The organism is Deinococcus arboris, from assembly GCF_009755355.1.
In the GTDB taxonomy this organism is placed as follows: domain Bacteria; phylum Deinococcota; class Deinococci; order Deinococcales; family Deinococcaceae; genus Deinococcus; species Deinococcus betulae.
This window is the reverse complement of the sequence record NZ_WQLB01000004.1, coordinates 23211-49530: the sequence shown is the minus strand read 5'-3', so window position 1 is coordinate 49530 and position 26320 is coordinate 23211. Positions and strand designations below refer to the sequence as shown.

At 66.8% G+C, this 26320-nt stretch carries 25 protein-coding genes and 1 pseudogene; 9 read left to right on the top strand and 17 right to left on the bottom strand.

The window, feature by feature from the left end; genetic code table 11:
- Positions 1–154: 154 nt before the first annotated feature.
- The 7 genes from GO986_RS04375 to GO986_RS04345 form a co-directional block, all read right to left on the bottom strand.
- Positions 155–1333, bottom strand: coding sequence for an ABC transporter ATP-binding protein (locus GO986_RS04375; RefSeq protein ID WP_157458061.1), 1179 nt, complete (start codon positions 1331–1333; stop codon positions 155–157).
- Positions 1334–1617: 284 nt separating this feature from the next.
- A complete protein-coding gene (locus GO986_RS04370; protein WP_198170396.1) occupies positions 1618–1929 on the bottom strand; it encodes a hypothetical protein in 312 nt (103 codons plus the stop codon).
- Positions 1930–3006 carry a type IV pilus twitching motility protein PilT gene (locus GO986_RS04365; protein WP_224571591.1) on the bottom strand — a complete coding sequence of 359 codons (1077 nt, stop codon included), beginning with the start codon at positions 3004–3006 and terminating at the stop codon, positions 1930–1932.
- On the bottom strand, positions 3003–3896 hold the full coding sequence (gene panC / locus GO986_RS04360) for a pantoate--beta-alanine ligase (RefSeq protein WP_157458060.1): 894 nt from the start codon (positions 3894–3896) through the stop codon (positions 3003–3005). The genes GO986_RS04365 and panC overlap by 4 nt, the downstream gene beginning before the upstream one ends.
- Entirely contained in the window at positions 3889–4257 is a 369-nt protein-coding gene (locus tag GO986_RS04355) for a phage holin family protein (protein ID WP_157458059.1), read from the bottom strand. Before GO986_RS04355 ends, panC begins: the two co-directional genes overlap by 8 nt.
- Positions 4258–4631: 374 nt before the next feature.
- On the bottom strand, positions 4632–5939 hold the full coding sequence (gene purB, locus GO986_RS04350) for an adenylosuccinate lyase (protein ID WP_369409137.1): 1308 nt from the start codon (positions 5937–5939) through the stop codon (positions 4632–4634).
- A 63-nt stretch (positions 5940–6002) separates the two neighbouring features.
- A complete protein-coding gene (locus tag GO986_RS04345; RefSeq protein WP_157458058.1) occupies positions 6003–6638 on the bottom strand; it encodes a hypothetical protein in 636 nt (211 codons plus the stop codon).
- Between the two features lie 59 nt (positions 6639–6697).
- On the opposite strand from GO986_RS04345, the gene GO986_RS22525 reads away from it, so the two are divergent.
- The gene (locus GO986_RS22525) at positions 6698–6871 is read left to right on the top strand and encodes a hypothetical protein (RefSeq protein ID WP_198170395.1); all 174 of its coding nucleotides are present in this window, start codon (positions 6698–6700) and stop codon (positions 6869–6871) included.
- A gap of 204 nt (positions 6872–7075) precedes the next feature.
- Here GO986_RS22525 and GO986_RS04340 read toward each other — a convergent pair whose 3' ends face one another.
- Complete coding sequence (locus GO986_RS04340) at positions 7076–8728, bottom strand: chloride channel protein (RefSeq protein ID WP_157458057.1); 1653 nt, start codon at positions 8726–8728, stop codon at positions 7076–7078.
- A gap of 230 nt (positions 8729–8958) precedes the next feature.
- Between GO986_RS04340 and sodA the strand changes: the two genes are divergently transcribed.
- A complete protein-coding gene (gene sodA, locus GO986_RS04335) occupies positions 8959–9585 on the top strand; it encodes a superoxide dismutase [Mn] (protein WP_157458056.1) in 627 nt (208 codons plus the stop codon).
- 56 nt (positions 9586–9641) lie between these two features.
- On the opposite strand, the gene GO986_RS04330 is transcribed toward sodA, so the two are convergent.
- The 3 genes from GO986_RS04330 to GO986_RS04320 form a co-directional block, all read right to left on the bottom strand.
- Positions 9642–11141 carry a tripartite tricarboxylate transporter permease gene (locus GO986_RS04330; protein ID WP_157458055.1) on the bottom strand — a complete coding sequence of 500 codons (1500 nt, stop codon included), beginning with the start codon at positions 11139–11141 and terminating at the stop codon, positions 9642–9644.
- The gene (locus GO986_RS04325; RefSeq protein WP_157458054.1) at positions 11142–11654 is read right to left on the bottom strand and encodes a tripartite tricarboxylate transporter TctB family protein; all 513 of its coding nucleotides are present in this window, start codon (positions 11652–11654) and stop codon (positions 11142–11144) included.
- A gap of 122 nt (positions 11655–11776) precedes the next feature.
- Complete coding sequence (locus GO986_RS04320; RefSeq protein WP_157458053.1) at positions 11777–12730, bottom strand: Bug family tripartite tricarboxylate transporter substrate binding protein; 954 nt, start codon at positions 12728–12730, stop codon at positions 11777–11779.
- Positions 12731–12941: 211 nt separating this feature from the next.
- On the opposite strand from GO986_RS04320, the gene GO986_RS04315 reads away from it, so the two are divergent.
- From GO986_RS04315 to GO986_RS04305, 3 genes are all read left to right on the top strand, one after another.
- Positions 12942–14540: an ATP-binding protein gene (locus tag GO986_RS04315; RefSeq protein ID WP_157458052.1), complete on the top strand. Its 1599-nt coding sequence runs from the start codon at positions 12942–12944 to the stop codon at positions 14538–14540.
- Entirely contained in the window at positions 14537–15253 is a 717-nt protein-coding gene (locus tag GO986_RS04310; protein WP_157458051.1) for a response regulator, read from the top strand. Before GO986_RS04315 ends, GO986_RS04310 begins: the two co-directional genes overlap by 4 nt.
- A 256-nt stretch (positions 15254–15509) precedes the next feature.
- Positions 15510–16382, top strand: coding sequence for a hypothetical protein (locus GO986_RS04305; protein ID WP_232337408.1), 873 nt, complete (start codon positions 15510–15512; stop codon positions 16380–16382).
- Here the strand turns inward: GO986_RS04305 and GO986_RS04300 are convergent.
- The 3 genes from GO986_RS04300 to GO986_RS04290 all read right to left on the bottom strand — a co-directional run bounded on the left by GO986_RS04300 (position 16369) and on the right by GO986_RS04290 (position 18164).
- Positions 16369–16773, bottom strand: a complete 405-nt coding sequence (locus GO986_RS04300) for an inorganic pyrophosphatase (RefSeq protein WP_369409136.1) — start codon at positions 16771–16773, stop codon at positions 16369–16371. The genes GO986_RS04305 and GO986_RS04300 overlap by 14 nt on opposite strands.
- Complete coding sequence (locus tag GO986_RS04295) at positions 16770–17141, bottom strand: immunoglobulin domain-containing protein (protein ID WP_157458049.1); 372 nt, start codon at positions 17139–17141, stop codon at positions 16770–16772. Before GO986_RS04295 ends, GO986_RS04300 begins: the two co-directional genes overlap by 4 nt.
- Before the next feature lie 144 nt (positions 17142–17285).
- Complete coding sequence (locus GO986_RS04290; RefSeq protein ID WP_157458048.1) at positions 17286–18164, bottom strand: alpha/beta hydrolase; 879 nt, start codon at positions 18162–18164, stop codon at positions 17286–17288.
- Between the two features lie 96 nt (positions 18165–18260).
- Between GO986_RS04290 and GO986_RS04285 the strand changes: the two genes are divergently transcribed.
- Positions 18261–19547, top strand: coding sequence for a lycopene cyclase family protein (locus tag GO986_RS04285; protein ID WP_157458047.1), 1287 nt, complete (start codon positions 18261–18263; stop codon positions 19545–19547).
- Between the two features lie 15 nt (positions 19548–19562).
- Here the strand turns inward: GO986_RS04285 and GO986_RS22810 are convergent.
- Both GO986_RS22810 and GO986_RS04280 read right to left on the bottom strand, forming a co-directional pair.
- Positions 19563–19790, bottom strand: a pseudogene (locus GO986_RS22810) (IS4 family transposase); the annotation flags it as partial.
- 690 nt (positions 19791–20480) lie between these two features.
- Positions 20481–21278, bottom strand: a complete 798-nt coding sequence (locus GO986_RS04280) for an IS5 family transposase (RefSeq protein ID WP_369409135.1) — start codon at positions 21276–21278, stop codon at positions 20481–20483.
- Between the two features lie 248 nt (positions 21279–21526).
- Here GO986_RS04280 and GO986_RS04275 point away from each other — a divergent pair, with 248 nt between their 5' ends.
- The 3 genes from GO986_RS04275 (at position 21527) to GO986_RS04265 (ending at position 25373) form a co-directional block, all read left to right on the top strand.
- The gene (locus GO986_RS04275) at positions 21527–21721 is read left to right on the top strand and encodes a hypothetical protein (protein ID WP_157458046.1); all 195 of its coding nucleotides are present in this window, start codon (positions 21527–21529) and stop codon (positions 21719–21721) included.
- 144 nt (positions 21722–21865) lie between these two features.
- Positions 21866–22531: an L-serine ammonia-lyase, iron-sulfur-dependent subunit beta gene (sdaAB, locus tag GO986_RS04270; protein ID WP_157458045.1), complete on the top strand. Its 666-nt coding sequence runs from the start codon at positions 21866–21868 to the stop codon at positions 22529–22531.
- 376 nt (positions 22532–22907) lie between these two features.
- Positions 22908–25373 carry an EAL domain-containing protein gene (locus tag GO986_RS04265; protein ID WP_157458044.1) on the top strand — a complete coding sequence of 822 codons (2466 nt, stop codon included), beginning with the start codon at positions 22908–22910 and terminating at the stop codon, positions 25371–25373.
- On the opposite strand, the gene GO986_RS04260 is transcribed toward GO986_RS04265, so the two are convergent.
- The gene (locus GO986_RS04260) at positions 25261–26082 is read right to left on the bottom strand and encodes an IclR family transcriptional regulator (protein ID WP_369409134.1); all 822 of its coding nucleotides are present in this window, start codon (positions 26080–26082) and stop codon (positions 25261–25263) included. The genes GO986_RS04265 and GO986_RS04260 overlap by 113 nt on opposite strands.
- Positions 26083–26320: the final 238 nt, after the last annotated feature.

The following is a 26320-nucleotide window of genomic DNA, read 5'->3' as shown; positions in this document are numbered from 1 at the left end:
TCTGAGTCGGCGCCGCCCCGGCCCGCGTGGGGGCGCAGCGGCGTCTGGTCGTGGGTGCGCCGATTCTAAAGCATTCCTGAAGCGGGTGGAGGAGACCCAGTCAGGAGCGCGCCGCCCTGATGGTCAGGGCGGCGCGCTGGCATACAGAAAATGTTCAGGCAGTGCTGGCGGTCATCTGGGGCGCGTACTCGTAGCCCAGGCCGGGGGTGTCGGCCTGACCGCGCGTGCCCGCCGGGGTGCCCCGGTCAATGGCCATTTCGGTGCTGGGGTCAAAGGCGTGCAGGCGGGTCTGGTCTACCACCAGCTCAATCATGTCGCCAGGCAGCACGTTGGCCTGCCCCTCGACCTTCGCGGTGATGTTCTGGCCCGCCACCTCGATAATCAGGTCCGTCTGGGCGCCCAGCGGCTCCACCACGACCACCTGACCGCGCAGGACGTTGGTGCCGCGCGGCAAGTCGGTCATGCCGACCATGCCCAGGTGTTCCGGGCGAATGCCCATCATCACGTCTTTGCCCTCGTAGGGCTTGAGGCTCTGGGCCAGGCGGCCCATGGAGGCCACGCGGCTGTCGCCAATCACAAATTCGCCGTTCTGCACCTTGCCCGACAGGAAGTTCATGGAGGGGCTGCCGATAAAGCCGGCCACGAACTTGTTCTGCGGGAAGTCGTAGAGGTTCATGGGCGTGTCCACCTGCATAATCACGCCGTCGCGCATGACCACAATGCGGTTGCCCAGCGTCATGGCCTCCACCTGATCGTGGGTCACGTACACAATCGTGGCGCCCAGGCGGCGGTGCAGCTGCGAAATCTGCGAGCGCATCTCGACGCGCAGTTTGGCGTCCAGGTTGGACAGCGGCTCGTCCATCAGGAACACTTTCGGCTCACGCACGATGGCGCGGCCCATGGCCACGCGCTGGCGCTGACCACCCGACAGCTCCTTGGGCTTGCGGCCCAGCAGGTGCTCAATTTGCAGAATGCGGGCGGCCTCGCGCACACGCTTGTCAATTTCGGCTTTGGGGGTCTTGCGCAGCTTCAGGCCAAAGGCCATGTTCTCGTACACGTTCATGTGCGGATACAGCGCGTAGTTCTGAAAGACCATGGCGATGTCGCGGTCCTTGGGCGGCACGTCGTTGACCACGCGGTCGCCGATTTTCAGCACGCCCTCGCTGATGTCCTCCAGGCCCGCGATCATGCGCAGGGTGGTGGACTTGCCGCAGCCGGACGGCCCCACGAACACCATAAATTCGCGGTCCTGAATATGCAGGTTAAAGTCCTTGACCGCGTGGTGCTTGGTGCCGTAGCGCTTGTTGATGTGCTCCAGAACAACATCTGCCATGTGGGTGCCTACCTTTCTACGCCCCTGCTCTTACCCGTGAATGGGGACGCGGCCTGCTCCTAAATAAGAAGGAGAGGACGGACTTCGGGTAACCGGGGTACGGTAACGAGAATCCAATTGCTTCCACTGACGCCGCGCTGACACCGGCAGCTTACCACGCCTTGAAAGCGCAATCATGGAGGGAAAACAGACAGGCAGGGGAATGCGGGCGCGCTTTCAGCAGGTAGAAATGAGGCGGGCCAGCATAGGCCAAGTTGGACTGTTCTCTGGCCCGCCCGGCATCTTTATTTGAAAGGCGTTGGAATATGGCTCAGCTGCTGCTGTAAGTCCCACTGTTCAGGAGGGGGCTGAGAACTGGGATGTTGCCACACCCCGCCGGCTGCCAGCCACTGCTGACGGTAGGCCCTGGCCCCTTCCACCGTGATGTCCTCGTAGCCATGCATGACGCCGCAGCAGTCACAGATATCGAAATCCCAGCTGAAGCCGTCCTCTCCATAGGGGAAGTAGGGCGGGGGGTCCAGCAGGCCACATACGCGGCAAGCGCGTTTCTCCTCTTCTGTCAGACCGCTATAGGTGTAGTTCAGGTCAGCTGGCACTCAGTACGCTGTGCCCGCCCGCGTGACCATCAGTTTGACCTCGTGCGGGCTGGTCGCGGCGGCCAGCGCTTCGTCCATCGTGATCAGGGTGTTGCGGTAGAGCTGCACCAGATGCTGGTCGAAGGTGTGCATGCCCCGGATGTTGTCTTCAATCAGGGCGTCCTTGATCAGGGGCGTCTTGTCCTCGTCCTTGATGTAGTCCTGAATCAGGGGGGTATTGAGCATGATCTCCAGCCCCAGCACGCGCCCCACGCCGTCGGCGCGGCGCAGGAGGCGCTGGCTGATGATGCCCACCAACGACTCGGCCAGTTGCAGGCGCACCTGGTCGCGCTCGTAGGGCGGGAAGAAATCAATGATGCGGTTGACGCTGCGCACGGCGTCCTGAGTGTGCAGAGTGCTCAGAACCAAGTGACCAGTCTGCGACGCCGAGAGCGCTGCTTCCACGGTTTCCTTGTCACGCATCTCGCCGATCATGATCACGTCGGGGTCCTGGCGCATGGCGTACTTCAGGGCGGTGCGGAAGTCGCGGGTATCGCTGCCGACCTCGCGCTGAACCACGATGCTTTTCTTGTTCTTGTGCAGAATCTCGATGGGGTCTTCGACGGTAATGATGTTGTAGGCGTAGGTGCGGTTGACGTGGTCCACCAGACTGGAGAGGGTGGTGGTCTTGCCGCTGCCGGTGGGGCCAGTAACCAGAATCAGCCCGCGCGAGTGGTCGGCCAGTCGGCGCAGCACGTCGGCGGGGAGGCCCAGCGCCTCGAAGCCCGGAATGGCGTCGGACACAATGCGCATGACCATGCCCACCGCGCCGCGCTGCCGGAACACGTTGCAGCGGAAGCGGCCCAGCCCCGAGACGCTGTAGGCCAGGTCTAGTTCGTTGCGGTAGGTAAAGTCGTCCCACTGGTCGGGGGTCATCAGGGCCTGGGCCAGCAGCTGCGTGTCGGGGGGCATCAGCGGCTGGGTGCCAAACGGCACCAGCTGGCCGTCAATCCGGCCCATCGGCGGACTGCCCGCCTGCAAATGCACGTCCGAGGCCCGGCGCGTCACCATCTCGCGGAGGAGTTCGTCCAGGGTCACGCGCGCCCTGCCTGTGCCAGCGGCGGCTGGGCGCTCAGGGGCATGTTGTCAATGAGGCGCACCCCGAACATCCGGGCCGCTACGAGGACGCGGTTCATGGGACTATTGTCCACGATTTCCCTGACGGCCATGTCACCGTCCACGACACTCAGGTAGTCGGGCACGGCCTCTGAATCCTGGGCCAGCACGGCGTGTCCGGCGGCTTCCAGGGCGGCGGTGCGCCGCTCGCCGCCGTCATAGGCCGCCTGCACCGCCCGCAGCGCCCGCGACAGAAGGACGGCCCGTTCCTGCTGCTCGGCGCTGAGGTAGCTGTTGCGGCTGCTCAGGGCCAGGCCCGATTCGGCGCGGACGGTGGGGACGCCATGAATCTGCACGGGCACGTTCAGGTCTGTCACCATGCGCCGGATGACCGCCAGCTGTTGCCAGTCTTTTTCTCCGAAGAGGGCGTGCTCTGGCCGCACAAGATTCAGGAGCTTGAGGACGACCGTGGCCACCCCGGTAAAGTGTCCCGGCCGCGCGGCGCCGTCCAGGCCGCCACTGACCCCCGACACACTGACCTGCGTGGCAAAGCCCGCTGGATAGATGGTCTCGGGGGTGGGGTGAAAGATCACGTCAGCCCCAGCTTCTGCGGCCACCCGCAGGTCGCGCTCCAGATCACGCGGATACCGGCTCAGGTCCTCGGCCGGCCCAAACTGCATGGGGTTGACGAAGATGCTGACAGCCACCCGGCCGCCGGGGACCAGGCGCCGGGCCTCACGGATCAGGGCCGCGTGGCCGTCATGCAAGTAGCCCATCGTGGGCACCAGGGCCACCGGGCCGCCGCCCAGAGCAGCCCGCAGGTCGGCGGCCGTGGCCACCACCTGCGGCGAGGGGCTGACCGCGTTACTCATGGCCGCCGTCCAGGCCCAGGGCCCCCAGAATGGCGTCCAGTACCCAGGCAATCACCGTGAGAATCAGGGCGCCCACGACTGCGGCGCCAAACCCCGCCACATTCAGGGCGGTAGCGGCGGCCACCAGCCACAGCACAATCCCGTTGACCACCAGCGTGAACAGGCCCAGCGTCAGGACATTTACGGGCAGCGACAGCAGCAGCAGGACCGGGCGCACCAGCGCGTTCACAATGCCCATCACGGCAGCGGCAATCAGCACGCTGACCGCGTCTGCACCGGGCGCAAAGCTGACGCCGCTATACACCCGTGTCAGCAGGTACAGCGCGAGGGCATTGACGAGCAGCCGAACCACGAATCCCATACGGGCAGCATAAGGGACGGGGGTGCTGTGAGGGCACGGCCCTGGCCTACCCTGTTGGCGTCAAGGCGTTGGGCCGAGAGTTGCCTCACAAGCAGGCAATGAGAGGAGAGGGTCTGCGTCAGGTGTTGTGCAAAATCTGGCGGTGGGGTGTCCATCTGGGGTGAAGCCCAGAAGAATCTGTATCAGTTCGCCGGTTCTTGCTCGGGGTGCCCAAAGCCGCAGGGGCCGGACGTATGCTTCCGGCCCCTGTCTGACGGCTCCCTGTGATGACCTGCCAGCTGTCACGCCCACCAGCCAAAAGAGACCCATTTTATGCCCGGCACTCGGTTAATGGTCCTATATGATTGGTGCTGGCGATGAAGGTGGCGTCTGGCTTACAGCCCGAAACGGGCGTAAATGTCGTCCACGTGCCGCAAGTACCACTGCAGGTCAAAGGCAGCGTCCAGGTCAGCGTCGCTCAGGGGATTTTCTGGGTCGGCCTTCAGCAGGTCGCGCAGACCCTCGCCGGTTTCCCAGCTGTGCAGGGCATTCCGCTGCACCAGGCTGTAGGCCGCCTCACGCGACATGCCCTGGTCGTCAATCAGAGCGTGTAGCACGCGCTGGCTGAACACCAGGCCGCCCAGGTCATTCAGGTTGCGCAGCATCCGCTCGGGGAACACCACGAGGTCACGCAGCACGCCCGTCAGGCGGCGTGTGGCGTAGCTGGCGGCCGCTGTGGCGTCGGGCAGAATGACGCGCTCGGCGCTGGAGTGGCTGATGTCGCGTTCGTGCCACAGGGCCACGTTTTCCAGCCCGGTGGCCAGGAAGCCGCGCAGCAGGCGGGCAAAGCCGGTGACGTTCTCGGTCAGGATGGGGTTTTTCTTGTGCGGCATGGAGGAACTGCCGGTCTGGCCCTTGCCGAACGGCTCCATCGCCTCGCGCACTTCACTGCGCTGCAGGTGGCGCACCTCCACCGCAATCCGTTCCAGCGTGGTGCCCAGAATCGCCAGGGCGCTCAGGACCTCGGCGTGGCGGTCACGGGCCAGGGTCTGGTTGGTGACGGGCGCGGCCTGCCAGCCCCAGCCCTGCGCCACCTCTTCCTCAATGCGCGGCGAGACGTGGGCGTAGGTGCCCACCGATCCCGACAGCATGACCACCTGCACGCGTCCCCGCGCCGCCTGCAGCCGCTCCAGGTCGCGGTCCAGGGTGGCCATCCAGTTCAGGAACTTCAGGCCAAACGTCATGGGCTCGGCGTGAATGCCGTGGGTACGGCCCACGGTGGGGGTGTGCTTGTGGGCGACAGCCTGGGTCCGGCAGACCTCGCGCAGCGCCTCGGTGTCTGTGATGATCAGGCCCAGAGCCTCATCCAGCAGCAGGTTCTGGGCGGTGTCCACCACATCGGTGCTGGTCAGGCCGTGGTGGATAAAACGTGCATCTTCGCCGTAGCGCTCGGTCAGGGCGCGGGTGAACGCCACGATGTCGTGGCGGGTCACCGCCTCAATCTCGGCCACCTTCTGCGCGAAGGCCTCGTCCAGCGGGTCGGCCTCACTCTGGGCTGAGAGGGCGTCATAGGCGCTCTGGGGCACCTCGCCGTGACGGGCCTGCGCCTGCATGGCGGCCAGTTCTACGCGAAGCCAGGCGCGGTACTTGCTGGCTTCGCTCCACAGCGCCTTCATTTCTGGGGTCAGGTAACGGTCAATCACGGGTCCGAGGCTAACACGCGCCTGTTTGGGGGCGGGGCGCGGTGTCCAGTAAGGCCCCCGGCGTCAGGGCAGGGGCAGCAGGCCCTCCCGCACGCCCACCCACAGCAGGGTGTTGGTCGAAACAGTCAGCGCCCCCAGCGGCAGGTGGGCCTGCCAGCGGGGGTCCAGGGGCACCGCGTCAGGCAGGCCGGCGGCACGTTGCAAGGCGTTCTGATAGGTGGCGCAGTCAAAGGCGTCCAGCTGACCGTTCAACTGGTAGGGGGCGCCGCGCAGGCGCTGGACTTCGGCCTGCAGGGCTGGCAGGTGAGCGGCCCGCACACCGCTGTCCAGCACAAAAATCAGGTCGCGCCGGCTCAGGCTCTCCAGCGGGCGCAGGGTCGCCCCTAGCCCCAGCAGCCCGGTTTCCTCGGTCAAGTCGTGCTCGCTCAGTTTGCGGGTGATGTGGGTGCACTGCCCGTACACGTTGCCCTTGCGTTGACAGGCCACGATCAGGCTGCCCACGGGGGCACGCTGGGCGGCCTCTAGCAGCGGCAGCACCTGCGCCGCCGGCAGCGCCGAGTCGGTCAGCACATCCTGGGCAGTCCAGGCGGCGCCGGCTGGCTGCAGGGTCAAGGCGTTCATGTCGGGGCCAAGAACGGCCGGCATGCATCCCGTCAGCAGAGCGGCGCAGCCGAGGAGGAGCAGCAGGGAACGCGGCACGCTGCCTATTGTGCGCTTACAGTAAAGGCTGTGAAGCCGCCCATCTCTCAATTGCCGCCATGCTGATTGGCCTCGTGGTGCTGGTGCTGCTCAGCGTCAACCTGGGCGGCCTGAGCAGCGCCATTTTGCAGCTGGGGCGCGGTGAATGGCTGAACGCCCTGGGGTCGGTGCTGATGCTGGTGGTGCTGGATGTTCTGGGTTTTACTCTGCTGCGCGGACTGCGCCAGCGGTAGGAAAAGAGAGTGGGCAGTGGTAAGTGGAGGGCGCACTGGGGCTGCACCATGCAGACAGATGAGACCCCATGAGGGCCACCAGCGCCGCTGCCGAGTTCTCTGAATAGAAGGCCGCCCTTTGCCCTCTGGTCTGGTGCTTGGGGCGCCCTGTCTTGACCCAGCCTCCCGCTTTTCCCACTCTCTCCTCCCCACAACCCACTCCCCTTACGCCCCCGGCAGCCGCAAGATGCCTTCCAGCGCAGCGTAAGCGTCGGGCCGGGCCAGGAACACCAGTTCGTCGGTGGGGGTCAGGCGCAGGGCGGGGCGGGGCAGGCGCACGGTGCCGTCACGTACCACCCCCACGATCTCGACGCCGGGCGGCAGGCTGACCACCTGAAGCCGCGCGCCGCCCCAGCTGGCCGGCACAGCGCGGCGGTACAGCTCTCGCTCGCTGGAGGGGGCGGGCAGCACGTCGGCCCCCTCCAGCGCGGCCTCGGGGGCGTCGTAGGGCACGGCGGCGGGGCTGGCAGCAGCGGGTGCCCGCCGCGCCCGGAAGCGCACCGTGTCGGGCAGCCAGGCCGGGCCCGACGAGTGGACCGGGCTGTCGCGCCGGGCGTTCAGCTGGCTGGGCACCAGTCCGCTGGTGCCGCTGAGGGTATGGGCCAGCCCACTGGCGACCAGGGCCAGCGGCAAGAGCGTTTCGCCGCCCCAGGTGACGGCCAGCAGACCGGCCGCCAGCGGCACATTGAGCGTGACCGTCAGGAAGGCCACCGCGCCCACCAGGCAGGCCACGGCCGTGTCGATGCCCAGCAGGCTGCCCAACCCCGTGCCCACCAGGCCGCCCACCGCCACTGACGGCAGCACACCGCCCCCCAGCGCAATGCGCGCGCCCAGGGCGAGCAGCAGCCAGCGCCAGGCGCCGTGTCCGGCGGCCTCGCTGCCCAGAAAGCCAGCGGCGCCCAGCTGCATCCAGCCGCTGCCGTCGCCCAGCACGGCGGGCGTGCTGTACAGGGCGATGGCGGCGGTCAGGCCCCCAAACGCGGCGCCTATCACCGGGCGCAGGGGGCCGTCGGTCCAGCGCTCGGGCAGCACGCGGCAGGCCAGCAGAGACCCCCACCCCAGCGCCGTGGCCGCCAGCGCGACCAACAAGAAGGCCGGCAACTGCGGCGCAGCGGGCACCTGCACGTCGGGCAGGCTCAGCAGCGGGGTAAAACCAAAGGCCAGGCCATACACCGCTGTGCCCGCCACGGCCGCCAGCACGCAGGGCATCACCACTTCAAACTCGAATTCGAAGCGGCGGTACAGCACCTCGGCGACCAGCACCGCTGCGGCCAGAGGCGCGTGCAGCACGGCGCCCAGCGCCGCCGCGCCGCCGGCCAGGGTCAGGGTCCGCAGTTCCACGGCGTCCAGGCGGGTTACGCGCGCCATCAGCCCTGCGCCCAGCTGCCCGGTCATGGTGTAGGCGGCGTCGCGGCCCACCATCAGCCCGCCGCCGTAGCCCAGCAGTGTGCCGGCCAGGGTGCGCAGCTGCATGCCCAGCGGGGGCCACTGGCCGCGCGCGTGGTAACCGCCCACCAGCTGGGTCAGGGGGTCACCGTGGCGAGCAGGGATCAGCCACGCACACAGCGCACCCAGGACCGGCAGGGCCAGCAGGCCCCAGGGGTGGCCGGTGCCAAACGCCATCATCAGGCCGCCCTCGCCAGTGGTGCCCGGCGGCGCGTAGTCGGTCACGCGGGTGCCCAACCCCACCAGAAAATCCAGCAGCAGGCGCAGCACGATACTCAGGCCGCCCACCAGTGCGCCCAGCAGCACACTCAGCACCACGAGCCGCCCGGTTTCCAGGCGGTTAAGAACGGCGCGGGGCAGCGGAGAACGCATCAGCCACCATGCTAGAGCATTTGCCGCTTGGCAGCAGGGATCATGCGTTGCCTACCGGTGGATTTCCAGCGGCATTTCCCCCGGCAGCCCAGGCCCAGATGAAGCTCAGCTTAAGTGGGCGGAGCGGTATGCCCCTGGGCTGAGGCGCGTAAGATACTGGCCGGTCGCCTGAAGGTAAGGCGCGCTGCACCCTGCCGCGCCTGTGCCCCTGGCCTGAAAGGAGCATCATCATGGCTTACGAACTGCCCAAGCTGCCCTACGCCTACGACGCCCTGGAGCCTCACATCGACACCCGCACGATGGAGATTCACCACACCAAGCACCACCAGACCTACGTGGATAACGCCAACAAGGCGCTGGAAGGCAGCGACTTGGCTGACCTGCCCGTCGAAGACCTGATTCAGAAGCTGGATCAGGTGCCCGCCGACAAGAAGACCGTCCTGCGCAACAACGCGGGCGGCCACGCCAACCACAGCCTGTTCTGGACGGTCATGGGCCCGCAGGGCACAGGCCAGCCGAGCGGCGAACTGCTCGAAGCCATCAACGCGGCTTTCGGCTCCTACGACGCCTTCAAGGAAAAGTTTGAGGACGCCGCCAAGACCCGCTTCGGCTCAGGCTGGGCGTGGCTGGTCGTGCAGAACGGCTCGCTGGCTGTTGTCTCCACTGCCAACCAGGACAATCCCTTGATGGGCGAGGCCGTTGCCGGTGTAGGCGGCACCCCGATCCTGGGCGTGGATGTGTGGGAACACGCCTACTACCTCAACTACCAGAACAAGCGCCCCGACTACCTGAAAGCCTTCTGGAGCGTCGTGAACTGGGACGAAGTGGCCCGCCGCTACACGGAAGCTAAGCAGTAAATCCTCAATAAGACGCGCCCCCGGCGAAGAGGCCGGGGGCGCTGTGCTGTTGAGGCTCAGGGCTGGGCGCTTCGGCGACGGGCGCGCACCTTCAGGACCTGCGGCACCACCAGCGCAGCCAGCACCACCAGCAGGAGGAAAGCCGTCAGCGGTTGGCGTAGCAGCGCGCCCACGTCGCCGCTGCTCTGCTGCATGGCGGTGCGGAACAGGCTCTCGGCGGCTGGCCCCAACACGACGCCGATGATGGCGGGCGTGACCGGAAAGTCAAAGCGGCGCATGCCGTAGCCGATGACCCCGAACAGGGCCAGCAGGTACAGGTCAAACACCGAGTTATTCAGCGAATAGACGCCCACCGTCGAGAACACCAGAATGGCGGCGTACAGGAACGGGCGTGGAATGAGCAGCAGCCGCGCCCAGACTGGCGCCAGCGGCAGGTTCAGCGCCAGCAGCATCACGTTGCCGATATACAGGCTGGCGATCAGGCCCCAGACCAGGTCGGTGTTCGTGATGAACAGCAGCGGCCCAGGCTGCAGCCCGTACTGTTGAAAGGCGGCCAGCAGAATGGCGGCGGTGGCGCTGGTCGGCAGCCCCAGGGTCAGCAGCGGCACCAGCACACCGGCGGCGGCGGCGTTGTTGGCGGCTTCGGGACCGGCCACGCCCTCAATGGCGCCCTGTCCAAATTCCTCGGGGTGTTTGCTGAGCTTCTTCTCCAAGGTATAGGACAGGAAGGTGGGAATCTCGGCGCCGCCAGCGGGCACCGCGCCGAAAGGAAAGCCCAGCGCCGTGCCGCGCAGCCAGGGTTTCCAGGAGCGGCGCCAGTCCTCGCGGTTCATGCGGGCGTTGCCGGCCAGCTTGATGACATTGGCCCCGCCTTTGCGCAGGCGGCTGGCCACATAAAGCGTTTCGCCCACGGCGAACAGGCCGATGACCACCGTCACGAATTCGATGCCGTCCAGCAATTCGGGAAAGCCCAGGGTGAAGCGGGCCTGACCGCTTTGCAGGTCGGTGCCGACAAGGCCAATGGTCAGGCCGAACAGCAGGCTGATCAGGCCTCGCAGGGGCGAGCCGCCAAAAGTGGCACTGATGGTCACGAAGGCCAGCAGAATCAGGGCAAATTTAGCGCCCGGCGGAATCTGTACTGCGATGTCGGCAATAGCCGGCGCGGCGAAGGTCAGTAGCACCGTGCCAATCGTGCCTGCAATAAACGAGCCGATGGCGGCGGTGGCCAGCGCGGCGGCGGCGCGGCCCTTGCGGGCCATTTTGTTGCCTTCCAGCGCCGTAATGATGGAACTGCTTTCGCCAGGGGTATTCAGCAAAATCGAGGTGGTGCTGCCCCCAAACATGCCGCCGTAGTAGATGCCCGCAAACATGATGAAAGCGCTGACCGGCGGCAGTTTGGCCGTTACCGGCAGCAGCAGCGCCACGGTCAGCGCGGGCCCGATGCCGGGCAGCACCCCCACCAGCGTGCCCAGCGTTACGCCGATCAGCGCCCACAGCAGATTCATGGGGGTCAGGGCGGTGTCGAAGCCGGCCAGCAGCGACTGAATGGCGTCCATTTACAGCACCCCCCGCAGGACCCCAGGCGGCAGGGTCAGGCCCAGGCCCCGGGTAAAGACCACGTAGGTCACCAGCGCCACGGCCAGCCCCACGCCGACCAGCAGCGGCCAGCGGCGCTCGCCGAACGCGGCCCCCACGCTGACGTACATCAGCGCCGTGCCCAGTACGAAGCCCAGGGGCTGCAGCACCAGCGCCCCCAGCACGAAGCCGCCCAGAATCAGGGCGGGCTGGCGCAGGTCCACCGGAGCGTCCGGGTCGGTGTCTTCCTCGGCGGCGGGTTCGGCGCGGTGGCCGCGCAGCACGGCAGCCAGCAGGGCGGCGCCCAGGCCCAGCAGGCCCACGCTGACGATGAAAGGAAAGGCGCGCGGCCCAATGACGGCATTGATGCCAAACGGAATCTGGAGGGTGCCCCACAGGAGCAGCCCGCCGAGCAGCAGCACGCCCAGTGCCACCAACAGGTCAGGCACACTGGGGGCCGCGCGGGCCGGAGAAGGCGGAGGCAGATCGGTCATACGGGGCACCTCGGGGAGGGGAGAAGAAAGCTGTGTGGGCGCGGTCGCCGGGTCACCAGCCAAGCGAAGGGCGAAGGCGACCGTTCGCGCCTCCGCCCTGGGCACTGCTGGCCTGTGGGGGATTACTTGACCAGGCCGATGTCTTTGAGCAGCTCGCGGGTGCGGCTGGCTTCCAGCTTCAGGAACACGTCGAACTTGCTGCCGCTCATGTACAGGTCCGTCCAGTTGCGGCTTTTCAGGGTGTCTTTCCATTCCTTGCTGGCGTGCAGCTTGTCCATTGCCGACACCAGCGCCGCCTTCTCGCTGCCTGTCAGGCCGGGGGGGGCCACGATGCCGCGCCAGTTGGCCAGGTCAATGTTGAAGCCCTGCGACTTCATGGTGGGCACCGGAATGCCGGCCTGGGCCTTGGGGGCACTGATGCCCAGGGCGCGCAGGCGGCCCGCCTTGATCTGCGCCTCGAACTCGCCGTAGCCGGCCACGCCCGCCGCCACCTGATTGCCCAGCACCGCCGCCAGAGTTTCGCCGCCGCCGCTAAACGGCACGTAATTCATCTTCTTGGTGTCTACGCCCGCTGCCTTGGCAAACAGGCCCACCAGCATGTGGTCGGTGCCGCCCGCGCTGCCGCCCGCAAAGGCCAGGGTGGGGGTGGCTTTCCAGGCGTTGGCCAGGTCGCCCAGCGTCTTGTAGGGGCTGCTGGCCGGCACCACGATGACCTCGTATTCGCCGGTCAGGCGGGCGATGGGGGTCACGCGGCTCAGGTCCACTTTCGAGCTGTTGGTCTGAATGGCGCCCACCATCACCAGGCCCATGGTCATCAGGAGCCCGCCGTCCCCCTTGCTGTTGTACAGCTGCGCCAGGCCGATGGTGCCGCCGGCGCCGGGCACGTTGAACACCTGCACGGGCTTGGCGATGCCCTCGTTTTGCATCACGGTTTGCAGGGCGCGGCTGGTCTGGTCCCAGCCGCCGCCGGGGCTGGCCGGGGCCATGATGCGGAGGTTACTGACCCCCTGGGCGGTCACGGGAGCGGCGGCAGTCAGCAGGGCCGACAGGGCAAGGACAGTGCGGTGGATAGACATGAAAAGCCTCCGGGGCTAGGGCCGCTCACTGCTGAGCGGCGGGGGAGCGTAGGGTTGTGGTTGACGTTTACGCTACGCCGCCTCTGGCCTGGCCTCAAGGGGTTTTTTGCGCGTGCTGCGCGGCCTGCTGGGCACGCAATGCACGCCCCTGAACGCAATGCACAAAAGCTGGGGAGGCTGCGGGGCCCGCCCTACAATCGGGAGCACACATATGCCGCGTTCCCTCTGGTCCACGCTGGCCCGCCGGTCCACCTTGCAAGGGCGCCTGGTGCGGCTGCACCTGCTGGTGCTGTGCGGGCTCACGGCGCTGCTGGTGGTCATCCAGACGGCGCAACTCTACAGCGCCGCCCGCGAGCGGTTGGGCGAGCGTGCCCTGACGGCCAGCCGCTTGGTGGCCCGGCTCCCGCTGGTGGTGCAGGGCGCGGCGGCGGGCACGCCCAACGCCGCTCTGAATAACCAGATCAATGTGCTGCGCGACGAAGCCGGGGCCGACTTTATCGTGGTGGGCAACCGCGCGGGTCTGCGCTTAGCCCACCCTTTGCCCGAGCGATTGGGTCAGCCGATGGAAGGCGGGGACAACGCCGAACCCTTTGCCGGACGCGAGGTGGTCAGTGTGGCGCGCGGCAGTCTAGGCCTGAGTGTGCGCGGCAAGGTGCCGGTATGGCGCGGCGGCGTGCCGAGGAGCGAGGTAGTCGGGGTGGTCAGCACCGGCTACCTACTGCCGCAGGTGTGGTATCTGGTGGGCCACGCGCTGGTCAGCTTGCTGCCGTGGTTCGTGCTGGCGCTGGCCCTAGGCACGGTGGGGGCGGTGTGGGCGGCGCGGCGGCTGCGCACCGAGATTTTAAATCTGGAGCCCGAGCAGATCGCGGCGCTGGCCCAGCAGCAGCGCGCGGTGCTGGCGGCGCTGCGCGAAGGCGTGCTGGCGGCCGATGGGCGCGGCCAGGTCACGCTGACCAGCGAGCGGGCGGCGGTGCTGCTGGGCGGTCAGGCCGCCCCCGCCCCGCTGGCGGCGCTGTGGCCCGAACTGGCGCAGGTGACGGCCGGGCGCCCCACCGAACGCGCCCAGAACCTGGAGCTGACTCTGCGCGGCCAGCCGGTGTTGGTCAATCTGGAACCGCTGGAGGGCGGCGGCTTTGTGGCCGGCTTCCGGGACCGCGCCGAGGCCCTGGCCCTGGCCGAAGAACTGACCCACGCACGCGGGTTCGTGGATGTGCTGCGCGCCCAGACTCACGAGTACCAGAACCGCCTGCATGTGCTCTCAGGATTGTTGCAACTGGGCCGGGGTGAGGAAGCCCTGCGCGTCCTGAACGCTGAAATTCACGCCGACGCCCAGTTTCGTCAGCTGCTGCGCGACGTGCAGGTGCCGCGCCTGGTGGCCCTGCTGGCGGGCAAGCGGGAGCGGGCGCAGGAACTGGGCATTGACTTCGCCGTGGCCGAGGGCAGCGCCCTGAGCGCGGTGTGGGAGCGCCACGCCGACACCCTGGTCAGCGCGGTGGGCAACTTCACCGAAAATGCCTTTGAGGCCTTGGGGGGGCAGCCGGGCCAGGTCACGGTCCTGATTGGTGAGGACCCGGACGGCATGCAGCTGGAGGTGGAAGACAGTGGCCCTGGGGTGGCCCCGGCCCTGATGGGCACGCTGTACGCTCAGGGCGTGAGCAGCAAGGGCGAGGGCCGCGGCTATGGCCTCCACGGCGTCATGACGCGGGTGGCGGCGCTGGGCGGCGTGGTGCGGCATACGCGGCGGGGCGGGCGCACCGTCTTTCAACTCAGCCTGCCGTTTCCGGCCGGGCGGCTGCGGGGGCCCGCATGAATCCGCCGGCCCAGAGCCGAGTGCGGGTGCTGCTGGTTGAGGACGACCTGCGCGTGGCCCGCGTCAACCGCGACCTGCTGGAACGCGACCCCGACGTGCATGTGGTGGGCAGCGCCGCCACCTGTGCCCAGGGCGACGCGCTGGCCCAGGCCCTCCAACCCGACCTGATCCTGCTGGACGTGCACCTGCCGGACGGCAGTGGGCTGGGGCTGCTGCGCCACTGGCGCACCCAGGGACGCACCACCGATGTGGCCCTGATCACCGCCGCCGACGACGAAGCCAGCGTGCGCCTGGCCCTGGCACACGGAGCGTTTGATTACCTGATCAAGCCGTTTACGGGCGCGCGCCTGAATGACCTCCTGGCGCGGCACCGCGCCCGCCGTCTGGGAGCGGCGGCAGGCCGGGCCCGGCTGGATCAAGGGCGCCTGGACCGCCTGCTGGGCGTGGGCCACCCCGCGCCGGTGCCGTTGCCGCGCGGCATTGACCCCCATACCCTGGAACGCGTCGCGGGCGCCCTTCACGCCACACCTGTCCCGGTCACGGCCGAAGAGGTGGGCGAACTGGTGGGCCTCAGTCGCGTCACCGCCTGGCGCTACCTGGAACATCTGGTGCGCAGCGGGCAGGCGGTGCTGGAACACCAGTACGGCCACGCTGGACGGCCGGTGAAGCTCTACCGCGTGGCAGGACCGGGTGAGGCCCACCAGTCAGAGTGAGACGGAGGCCGTTTGTTTCGTTGATACGCCGGAAGTTCAACGGTTGGCCCACGCCGTGCTCGGCACCTAGACGGCGCCGCTCTCTATATGCGCCCGGCTTACAGTGTCGCTGCACGCGGTAGGTCGGCGCCCGTCTGAAGAGCCATTGCGCCGCCTCCAAACTCACCCCAGCAGTCATGTCGGATGGCCAGCAATGCCGAATTGGTGCTTAATACACCTGACCACCGTTCTCTACACTCTGGGGCAGATGTGGTCCTTGCGTCTTCCTGCCCTGGTGCTGGCCGCCTTGCTGGTCCTGCCCGGCTGCGCGCCCAGCCTCACGGTGCGCCCGGCCCAGACCCCGGCCCTCAATCTGGACGGCTCCGCGCCCGACGTGGTGCTGCTGAGTGTGTCGGGGCGCTGCGGCGTGCCGTGCGCCGCACCGCGCGACAACTGGGATTACCTGACCTCGCGCGGCACAGTGGACCGCGTGGCCCAGGCGCTGACTGACCAGGGGCTGCGGGTGCAGGTGGCCGGATACGCCAGCCACCCGCTGGCCAGCTTCACGTCATCGCTGGTGGGAACCCCCCAGCGCGGCTTTGCGGCCCTTCAGGCAGATGTCACGCGCCTCTCGAACACCTGGCTCAAGGGAGAGGGGCGCCCGCACGTGGTGCTGCTGGGCCACTCGCAGGGGTCGGCCTGGCTGCACCACCTGACGCGGGTGAATCCCTCTGTGCCCTTTGACGTGCAGATTGACCTGGACGGCATCTGCCTGGCATGGCCGGGTGACTTTGGCGCCCTGAGTCGCACCTTGGCCGCAGGGGAGGTGTCGCCCCTGGAAGCCTGCGACACCCTGCGTGTGGTGGGGCGCCCCACCAGCAGTAAGGATGTGGTGTGGCCCAACGTGCGCGTGAATCTGGAGGTGCAAAGTAAGCGCCTGCCGACCCTGAGCCGGACCGCTGGGCTGCCCGTGAATTACCTGTTTGAACTGGCTCCCAACGTGCGCCTGGACGGCACCCGCACGGGCCTGGAGCGGTTTGTCTCCAGCCGCGAGGACCACAGCGCCGTGACCCGGCCTGGCAGTCAAGCCCTGACGTGGGTGACGGGCCGCCTGGCCGAAGTGGCGCGGGGCTGGACTACCGCGCCGTGAGGGCGGCCGGGTCAGCCACCTGCGCCAGCCACGTCTGCGCCTCGCCGGCATCCAGCACCTGCGCGCCGCGGTCTGGCGGGAACCAGGCCAGCAGCGTTTGAAGGTCTGCGGCGCTGCCTCTCTCCCCAAAAATGACCTTGTGGTCACCGTCGGTCAGGTGCAGGAGGCCTGTAGGCGCCGCCACGACCTCCTGCCCGGCTGGCCGGGGCGCGCCCAGCCACACGGCGTCCACCTCGGCCCCATCAGCCGGGTTGAAGGTGCCGGGTAGGCAGCCGTAATTCACTGGCGCAGGGCGCGCCTCGGTGCGCAGCGGCTCCAGCCCGGCCCCGCGCCAGACCAGGCGCTCGCGGGTGCCCGCTGTCCACTCCACCACGCCGCGCCACACCTTCACGGCTGCACCTCGTACAGCTCGACCTGCCGCAGCACGGTGCCGCCAAACGAGAGCACCGCGCGGTAGGCACCTTTGTCCGGGGCGCGCAGGCTAAAGGTGGCCCGGTGCTGGGTACTGTCCAGATACACGCTGTCGGTGCCCAGGGCCTCAGAGCTATTAAACCAGGCCACGCTCAGGTAGCCCGGCTGAAACCGGCCGTCCACCTGTGCGGTTAGGCGCAGGGTCTCGCCGTCCCGTTCCAGCACCGCGCCCGTGACCCGCGCAGGCAATTCTGTTTCAATCTGCGCCGGAATCAGCGGCACGAAGTTGTACCGGCACCCGCTCAGGGCAGGCGCCAGCAGCAGCAAACACAGGGCGGGAACACGCATGGCCGCACTGTAGCGCCCGGAGATGAAGCGCAAAACCCGGACAGCCAGCCCTCGGCTGTCCGGGTGTCGGGGAGGAAAAGCTGGTCTGAAGCTCAGTGGCGTTCCTGAGAGATTCGCGCCGGCACTTTCGACAGGTGCCGCTGTTTATTTCAGGCGCCGCGCCTCGATAAAGTCCAGCACGGCCTGGCGGGTGCCGCCCAGAAACGTCAGGGGCCGGGCCATCGCCGCGATGACCGTGATGTGGTTGACGCGCGGCAGCACCGTGCGCGTGACCTGGGCGCCCGCACGTTTGAGGGCCGCTTCCATGTTCACGGCGTTTTGTGGGTAGACGGTCGTATCGTTTTCGGCCACCAGCAGCAGGTGAGGCGGGGCGTCCGGGCGGACATGGCGGTCAGGCATCACGTCGTCGGGCAGGGCGCCTTCAGGAAAGGCGCGGGCGCTGGCAAACTGGCGGAAGTCGTAACTGTACGGCCCCGCCACGCCAATCACGCCGCGCACCGCCGACACCGGCACGCCCACCTCTCGCAGCCAGCGTTCATTGTCCACGGCCTCCACCGCATTAAAGCCCCCGGCCGAGTGACCCATCACGAACAGGTTGTCCGGGTGTCCGCCGTAGGTCTTGGCCTGGTCACGCAGCACCTTCAGTGCCTGGGCGGCGTCCTGAATGTAGGTGGGATAGCGGTTGTTCGGCGCCAGGCGGTAATTCATGACGGCCGTGACATAGCCGGCGCGCGCCAGCGACTCGCCCACGAACTTGTGCCCTTCCTTGTCGCCGCCTTCCCACGACCCGCCGTGGATAAACAGCACGACGGGCGCATTCTGAGCGTCTTGGGGCGCATAAACATCAAAGACGCCGCGTGTATCGGCGCTGTAGCGCACATTCTGGGTGACGGTCAGGCCCACGACCGACACCGAGCGGTTCAGGGTGCCTTGCAGGTTCTGGGGTGAACAGGCGGCCAGGGTCAGACCGGCCGCCACAACCAGGGCGGCGGGCCACATGCGAAGGAGCAAAGGGCGACTCATGGAGGGCAGCCTAGTGCGCGCCCAGGGCGCCGTGCAGGTCGGGCGGCACACTTGGCATTCAGGGTTTCTCCACGTTCGGGCGGACGGCCTCTCCGCATGACCCGGTACACTCTGCGCGCTGCCGGGCGCGCTACCCTGCCAGCCGTGCCCACCTCCCCCCATACCGACGCCTTGGTGATTGGCGGTGGCCCGGCGGCCCTCGCCCTGGGTGCCGAACTGGGCCGGCAGGACCTGACGGTGCGCGTGGTCGCCCCGCACCCGCCGCGCGCCTTTCCGGCGACCTACGGCGCGTGGTGGGCTGACCTGCCGCCCTGGGCACAGGCCTGCGCTGCCCAGGTCTGGAGCGACGTGCGCGTGTACACCGGCCCGCAGCCCACGCCGCTGCTGCGGCCCTACGCTCTGCTGGACAATGCGGCGCTGCTGCGGGCCATGCAGGCGCGCGGCGGGGCGCTCCTCTGGACGGCCGGCCAGGTGCGCGCCGCCGAACAGACCCCAGCCGGCTGGCAGGTGGCCGGCCAGGGCGGCGAGACGTGGACGGCGCGGGTGGTGATTGACGCCAGTGGCCACCAGCCGGCGCTGCGGCCCGCCCAGCACCCCGGCGGGGCGGCGCTGCAAACGGCCTACGGGGTCACGGCCCGGTTTGACCGTCCCCCCAGTGCGCCCGGCGCGGTGGTCTGGATGGACTACCGCACGCCCCACGGCCAGCACCCCGAGCCGACCTTTCTGTACGCCATGCACCTGGGGGGCGACCGCTACTTTGTAGAGGAAACCAGTCTGGTGGCCCGCCCGGCGCCCACCCGCGCCTGGCTGCGCAGCCGGCTGCATGCCCGCCTGGCGGCGCAGGGCACCCCCGCGCGCGAGGTGCTGGCCGAGGAATGGGTGGCCTTTCCCATGAATGCGGCCGTGCCTCCGCCTGCGGGGCCGCTGGCCTACGGCGCGGCGGCCGGCATGGTACATCCCATCAGCGGCTTTCAGGTGGCCGGGGCGCTGCAGGACGCGCCAGGGGTCGCGGCGGCGGTGGCGGGCGCGCTGCGGGCCGGCACCGACCCGGCGGCGGCCGGCTGGGCGGCCCTGTGGCCCCCCGAACGCCGCGCGGCGCGGAGCACGCATCTGCTGGGGGTGCAGGCGCTGCTGAACCTGCCGCCCGGCGCGCTGCCCACCTTTTTCGGGACCTTTTTTGCTCTGCCGCCTGCGCAGTGGCAGGCTTTTCTGGACCCGCACACGCCAGCCGGGCCGCTGGCGCGCACCATGCTGCGCCTCTTTGCCCAGTTTCCCAACCTTGTGCGCCTGCCGCTGGCCCGCGCGGCGCTGGCCCACCCGGCCACCAGCCTAGAGTCGCTGGCGGCCGCCCTGAAAGCAGAACCCAGCGTGACCCCAGCCTGACCCCAGGGCGGTCCACTCAGGAACAGGAAACTGCACGAAAGGGCAGAGCCGTTGGTAACGGGTCGTCAATGTGCCTGGCAGGGCGAAATGCGTTTTGAGGATGTACAAGACGACTATACGAGCTTGAATGACGGCCAGAAGCAGCGCCGTAAAAACGACGAGGCGGTGGGCATCTAAGAGAAAGGTAAACCGCAACGCGGTCTGCAAGGTATTGTGGGGAGGTCGACTTCCGGAACGTTTCATCGCGGAAACACCGTACAGGAGACGACTTTCTGTTGCTTATTACCCGTTTTGAAGAGTAGCCAGGGAACCGATAACCAGGAAGCTTCCGGCCGCTCAATATCGTGTCACGCTACCCGAACCACTTGCCACAACCGTTGATCAGGCAACTATCAGTTGATGCCTGTGAGGCACAGTAAGGAAATTTAATGAATAAAGCTATATTTACAGTAATTTTCACTATTTCCTATATTGGAATTTCATATATTATGTATTATTTTTTCGGAGATATTGGTGTAAGTATAGCTATCTTGGGAATACCTTTTGCATTGCTTACAGCATCTAAGAAATTTAGATCTGAGGAAAGTGGGTTATGATTAAACGGATTTATCGCTATCAGAACTGTGAAATTATTGGCGGGAGCGCCTTACAGGTCTCTGCAGGAATCGGTGACTTCCTTTCATTCATTGACATCATAAGGAATGCAGCACCCCCTGTCTGTCGCTCCTAAGACAATTCTGATTATCTAATCCAGCGTTATCTGAAATAAGAGTCTTATAACCTTGCAAGCAAAAAGATTTATAAGCTTGATACTACCTAACTATCAGATTTATTATGCCACTGGAAAATATACTTTATTGTGTCACAGGGGTATAAAATAGAGTAACACGAGTCATTAAATTGCCAGAACCTCTCTAGAGGGTGCCAAGAACGTTATGCAACAAGGGGCTTCAAGTTGTTGCAGAGCAGAATGCAGGCGGCGAGGACGTGGAAGCCGACCAGGGTGGTGGGCAAGCGTTCCAGGTCACGTCCGAGGCGTCTGAAGCGCGCCAACCAGGCCAGTGAGCGCTCAACGACCCAGCGTTTCGGCAGCAGAATGAACCCCTTGGTCGCTTCGGGTCGTTTGACCACGACCAACTCAACACCCGCTTGTGTGGCGTCCAAAGCGGTCTGGGTGCCGGTGTAGCCCTGATCGGCGAAGGCGATTTGGACCGTCACACCTGTGGCTTCCTGCACGTCTAGGCACAGGTCAAAGACCTGTGCCCGGTCTTGCTCATTGGCTGGTGTGGTGAGCACCGCGAGGACATGCCCCAGGGTGTCGACGGCCAGATGGACTGTGGTGCCTTTGCGTTTCTTCGCACCATCAAACCCGGCACGGTGGCCGCTCTCTGGTGTGCTGTGCAAGGTGCGACTGTCAATGATGATCGCGCTTGGCGCCCCGTTCCGTCCCTTCTCCACGCGGGACAGAATCCGCAGATCATGCGCCGCGCTCTGAAAGCACGCGGCCTCAAACCAGCGGTGCGCCTGTTGGCGCACCGTCTCCGCCGGTGGGAAGTCATGGGGCAAATACGCCCACTGCGCGCCAGTGCGCGCGACCCAGAGCAGGGCGTTCAGCACGTCTCGAATGGGATATTTCCGTCGCCTCGCGTCCTCGGGACTCAGCAGCAGATACGGGAGCAGAAAGAAATACGTGTCGTCATCGACGTCACTGGGGTACCCTCGGCGCGTCACCGACCCATTCTGCTCGTTGCGAAGTCACGACCGCCAACTTCAAACCTGTTCTTGGCAGCCTCTAGGACCTACTTCTCCACTCATCTGATGGGTCCTGGCGCACTCTGACTACATTTTGCAGGGTAGTCATCTCGATGTGGTGGCGTGCCAAACAGAAGTACGTATCAGGTGTCGTCAGACCATCCCCGATAAAGGTCTCTTTCAACCCGTCCCATCCGGCAGCCCCGGCGCCGCGCCACCCTGGGCGCATGACCGACAAGACGGACAACGATATCCGCGCCCACGAGGACACCGACCAGCAGGACGTCATTGAGGACGGCATGCAGGGCGCCACTGGCAACGCGGACGCCAACGGCCTGGACCCCAACGCCAATCTGGACGAGAAACTCGAGGAGCTGCGGGAGAACCTGACACCCATTAGCGGCGCCAACACTTCAGATTGACCGCAGGTTCGGGTGCCTGTGTAGAGCCGCCAGGGCAGACTTGCTGGGCGGCTCTGCGCTTTGACTAGGTCCTTTCGCATGGGCTGTCCTGGCCCGCCGAATCTGAGGCGGCGGCCACCCCGCGCCACTTCGTATGATGGCGCCATGTCCCTTCTTGACATGATTGGCCCCGTCATGATTGGGCCGAGCAGCAGCCACACGGCGGGCGCCTGCCGCCTGGGCCTGGTCGCGCACCACCTGCTGGGTGAGGCGCCCCGCCAGGCGCAGATTGGCCTGCATGCCTCCTTCGCCAAGACCGGGCGCGGTCACGGCACCCATCTGGCCCTGATTGCCGGGCTGCTAGGTGAGCGGCCCGATGACGAGCGTCTGCCCCACGCCTTTGAAGACGCCCAGGCGGCGGGCTTCGCCTTCGAGTTTCAGGACACCGACCTGGGCGACGTTCACCCCAACACGGCCCGGCTGGACGTGCGCGGCGATACGCAGGAAGTCACCGTGCAGGGCAGCTCGACGGGCGGCGGCGTGATTCAGGTGACGCAGGTGCAGGGGCTGGGTGTCAATTTTAGTGGCGCCAGTCCCACCGTGCTCCTGCGCTACACCGACGCGGTGGGCATGATTGCCCGCATTGCCAGCACAGTCGCCGCTGACGGCGTGAACATCGCCACGCTGACCTGCACCCGCCAGACCCGCGGCGGCCAGGCCCTGCTGGCCATTGAACTGGATCAGGGTCTAAGTCCCGAGGCGCTGGCTTTTCTGGGCCGCTGGCCCGATGTCAACTGGGTGCGGATGCTGCCCAAGCTGATGGACGGCTAGGTTGGGGACGCGGCCTCTGTCAGTTTCAGGCGGTTGGCCTTTTCGGCTGGCCGCCTGTCTGTTGAGGCTGGAAGGTGCTGGCACCTTAGCTGGCGGCCTGACAGAGTTGGGAGGCACCTGAGGAGCTTTTGAGATTCGGCCTTATCCCTCTCGCCAGGCCACTGCGCTGAGGAGAGCGGCAAGGCCACTCTCCTTGAAGCACAAAAGTAACTTCATTTTCTTTCTATTGCCCGGGCGTTGTTGCCGCTCAGGCAGTTCTTTTTCACGTTCGAAGGTCAAGGTTTCTTCAGGTCCGCTTCTCCTTCAGCGTGTGACGTTTCTGTGGTAGGGGGCTGTCTATTCTGCCGGGCAACGCTCTGTACACAGCAGTGGTCGTGTGCGGCGCGTCCCTGACCCCATGCCGACTTCAACTGCCCACGTCCTGCCTGCCCCAAGCCTGCGCGACCAGCTGCGGGCCATGGAAGACGGCATGTACCGCCGGCCAGAAGCCGCCCGCGCCGAACTGGTCAGGCTGCTGGGTGAGGCGCAGCAGGCCAGTGACCCCTGGGCGCAGGCGTTTGCGCTGGTGCTGCTCAGCGGCTGCGCCTTTTATCTGGGCGAACCGCGCGAGACCATCCGCCTGGCCTCAGAAGGCCTGATGTGGGCGCGCAGTGCCCAGGCCCCCGAGGTCGAATGCCGCCTGATGAATGGCCTGGCGCTGGCGCATCACCGGCTGGGCGAGTACGACCGCGCGTTTGACTATTTTCTTCAGACCCTGCGCCTGGCCCAGCAGATGGGCGACGACGCCAACCGTTTCCGGGCGCTGAACAACCTAGCCAGCCTGTACACCGATACCGGCAACTTGCAGCAGGCGCTGGAATCTCTGGAAGAGGCCCTGGGCATTGCCCAGCAGCTGACGCCGCCCTTTCTGGGGGCCGCCATGACATACATGATTGATGTGCGCACCCAGCTGGGTGAATACGAGACGGTACTGGCGCTGGCCGAAGAACATATGCCCCTCATTCGCGCCCACTGTCCGCCGCGCTGGCAGGGCACGATTCAGCGCAACGTCGTGCGGGCGCTGCTGGCCCTGGGCCGGCCCCATGAGGCGCTGGCGGCCGCGCAGGTGGGCCTGGAAGAGGCCCGGCGCCAGCAGGATCACGAGAACATCTGCGAGATGAAGCTGGCGGTGGGGAACGCCTTCTTGCACCTGGGGCAACTGGCCGAGGCCCGGCCGCTGCTGGAACGCGGCCTGACCCTCAGCCGGGCCAAGGGCAGCCGCCCGCTGGAAACCGAGGCCCTGCGCCTGCTGGCCGAACTTCACGAGCGTCTGGGCGACCATGAGGTGGCCCTGGGGTACACGCGGGCCCACTTCGACCTGGAACGTCAGATTCATGCGCGCGAGGTCGAGAGCCGCTCTCAGCTGCTCACCGCCCAGATTCGCCTGGAACTGCTGCAGCGGGAAGCCGAAATCGAGCGGCTGCGCAACGTGGAACTGGCCCAGGCCAATACGGCCCTGCAAGAAACCCAGCAGGTGCTGCTGCACCGCGCCACCCACGACCCCCTGACTGGCGTGGCCAACCGCGCCCACTTTGGACACAGCACCCAGCAGGCGCTCGATTCGCTGCAGGGCGGCGAACATCTGGGCCTGATTTTTATTGACCTGGATAAGTTCAAGCAGGTCAACGACACGCTGGGCCACCACGCGGGCGACCAGCTGCTGCAGGAGGTGGCCCGGCGCTTAAGAAGCGTGGTGCGCGCCACCGACCTCGTGGGGCGTATCGGCGGCGACGAGTTCACGGTGCTGCTGCGCCGGGTCTCGGCGGTGCCCGACGCCCGCGCGGTGGCGGCCAAGCTGCTGGGGGTGCTGGCCGAGCCCTTCCGGATTGCTGGCCAGATGGTGCAAATCACCGCCTCGGTGGGCTGCGCGGTGGCCCCCACCGATGGTCAGGACGCTGAGGCCCTTCAGCAGCACGCCGACCTGGCCATGTACCGGGTCAAGCACACGGGCGGCAATCAGGTGCTGCACTTTGAAGCCGAGATGGGTGAACCCGCCGAGCGCCGCCAGCTGGAGCGCGACCTGCGCGGCGCCCACGAGCGCGGCGAACTGCGCCTGCACTACCAGGGCCGCTTTGCCCTGCACGGCGTGACCCCCAGCGGCCCCGGCCTGGTGGGCTTTGAGGCCCTGATCCGCTGGGAACACCCCGAGCGCGGCCTGGTGCCCCCCGTGGTCTTTATTCCGATGGCCGAGGACTCGCGCGCCATCCTGCCTATCGGGGCGTGGGTGCTGCGCGAGGCATGCACCCAGGCGGTCCGCTGGCAGTTTGCCGAGCGGGGCCTGGCGATGTCGGTCAATGTGTCGCCCATGCAGTTCGAGCAGCCTTCCTTTGTGCAGGACGTGCAGGCCGCGCTGGAAGCGGCGGGCCTGCAGCCCGAGGCGCTGGTGCTGGAACTCACCGAAAGCCTGGTGATGCGTGACCTGACGCTGGCCCAGAACCATATTCAGGACCTCAAGGCGCTGGGCGTGCAGATTGCCATTGACGACTTTGGCACCGGGTATTCCAGCCTCAGCGTGTTGCAGGCGCTCCCCTTTGACCAGCTCAAGATTGACCGCTCGTTTACCAGTCACCTGACCACCTCGGCCAGCCAGCGCGTCACGGCCCTACTGACCGCCATGATTCAGCTGGCCCACAGTCTGGAGATGACCGTGACCGTTGAGGGAGTCGAGGACGAGACCCAGCGCCGCCTGCTTACGGGTCTGGGGTGTGACCACGTTCAGGGGTTTCTGCTGGCCCGGCCGCTGCCCCCGGCCCAGGCCCAGAGCCTGCTGCCAGCCGGGGCCGAAAGCCCAGTGCCCAGCTGACTTCTTCGGCGGCGGCGCACAGGGTCCGCAGCAGGGTTTCACGTCCCTGAAGCCGACTGGTGGGCAGGCTGACGCCCAGCGCACACAGCACCGCGCCGTCTGCGCCGCGCACGGGCACGGCCAGACTGGCGGTGCCCGGCGCCCACTCATCGGCGGTCTGGGCGTACCCGGCCGCCCGGATGACGGCGGCCTGCGCGGCCCAGGTGGCCGGGGTCTGGACCGTCTGAGGGGTGAAAGGCAGGGCGGGTGACGGCAAAGGCTGGCGGCTGAGGGCCAGCAGGAGCTTGCCGCTGGCCGTGGCGTGGCCTGGGAGTTCAAAGTCCAGTTCACCGGCCACGGGGGGGCCGTCACGGCCCTGCACACTGCGCGCGATGCACAGCACGCGGCTGCCGTCTTGCACGCATAAAAAGGCCAGCAGATGCGTCGCCCGCGCCACCCGCTCCATGGCGGCGTGGGCCGGTGCATACCAGGGCAGGCTGCCGTACAGGGCGCTGGACAGCTTGAGCAGCCGCCACCCCAGCTGGTAGCGCCCCCGCCCCACGCGGGTCAGCAGACCGCTGGCGGCCAGGGTGCCCAGCGCTTCGTGAACGGTAGAGGTAGGCTGGCCCAGATGCCGGGCCAGGTCGCTCAGACGCCATTCGGTGTGGTCGGCGTCAAACAGCTCCAGCAGCGCCACGGCGCTGTCCACGGTGCGGAGGGTTCGCGGCACAGCCCTCACTCTAGAGGGTCAGGGTGGACAGCGCCTGAACACCTGCACTCAACCTTAAAAACTCAGGCTTCAACTTTGAAGAGATGGGCCTGGCCCATACTCAGCGGTGGCATGTGTGGTGTGCCCACCGTAGTCATCCGGGCCTGCGTTTCGGGCCACGTGCTCGCCGCACAGTGGAAGAAAAAGTGTCCGTGTTCCAAGTGTGACTGGATGATCTTCAAGATCTGTTGCTTCATCC

Bases quoted from the DNA above. Each gene is read 5' to 3' on its own strand.
- GO986_RS04355 (WP_157458059.1), bottom strand. From the start codon at position 4,257: ATGGGATTCGTGGTTCGGCTGCTCGTCAATGCCCTCGCGCTGTACCTG.
- panC (WP_157458060.1), bottom strand. From the start codon at position 3,896: ATGAGTAACGCGGTCAGCCCCTCGCCGCAGGTGGTGGCCACGGCCGCC.
- GO986_RS04275 (WP_157458046.1), top strand. From the start codon at position 21,527: ATGACCGACAAGACGGACAACGATATCCGCGCCCACGAGGACACCGAC.
- GO986_RS22525 (WP_198170395.1), top strand. From the start codon at position 6,698: ATGCTGATTGGCCTCGTGGTGCTGGTGCTGCTCAGCGTCAACCTGGGC.
- sodA (WP_157458056.1), top strand. From the start codon at position 8,959: ATGGCTTACGAACTGCCCAAGCTGCCCTACGCCTACGACGCCCTGGAG.
- GO986_RS04375 (WP_157458061.1), bottom strand. From the start codon at position 1,333: ATGGCAGATGTTGTTCTGGAGCACATCAACAAGCGCTACGGCACCAAG.
- GO986_RS04325 (WP_157458054.1), bottom strand. From the start codon at position 11,654: ATGACCGATCTGCCTCCGCCTTCTCCGGCCCGCGCGGCCCCCAGTGTG.
- GO986_RS04285 (WP_157458047.1), top strand. From the start codon at position 18,261: ATGACCCGGTACACTCTGCGCGCTGCCGGGCGCGCTACCCTGCCAGCC.
- GO986_RS04310 (WP_157458051.1), top strand. From the start codon at position 14,537: ATGAATCCGCCGGCCCAGAGCCGAGTGCGGGTGCTGCTGGTTGAGGAC.
- GO986_RS04290 (WP_157458048.1), bottom strand. From the start codon at position 18,164: ATGAGTCGCCCTTTGCTCCTTCGCATGTGGCCCGCCGCCCTGGTTGTG.
- GO986_RS04340 (WP_157458057.1), bottom strand. From the start codon at position 8,728: ATGCGTTCTCCGCTGCCCCGCGCCGTTCTTAACCGCCTGGAAACCGGG.
- GO986_RS04295 (WP_157458049.1), bottom strand. From the start codon at position 17,141: ATGCGTGTTCCCGCCCTGTGTTTGCTGCTGCTGGCGCCTGCCCTGAGC.
- GO986_RS04315 (WP_157458052.1), top strand. From the start codon at position 12,942: ATGCCGCGTTCCCTCTGGTCCACGCTGGCCCGCCGGTCCACCTTGCAA.
- GO986_RS04330 (WP_157458055.1), bottom strand. From the start codon at position 11,141: ATGGACGCCATTCAGTCGCTGCTGGCCGGCTTCGACACCGCCCTGACC.
- sdaAB (WP_157458045.1), top strand. From the start codon at position 21,866: ATGTCCCTTCTTGACATGATTGGCCCCGTCATGATTGGGCCGAGCAGC.
- GO986_RS04320 (WP_157458053.1), bottom strand. From the start codon at position 12,730: ATGTCTATCCACCGCACTGTCCTTGCCCTGTCGGCCCTGCTGACTGCC.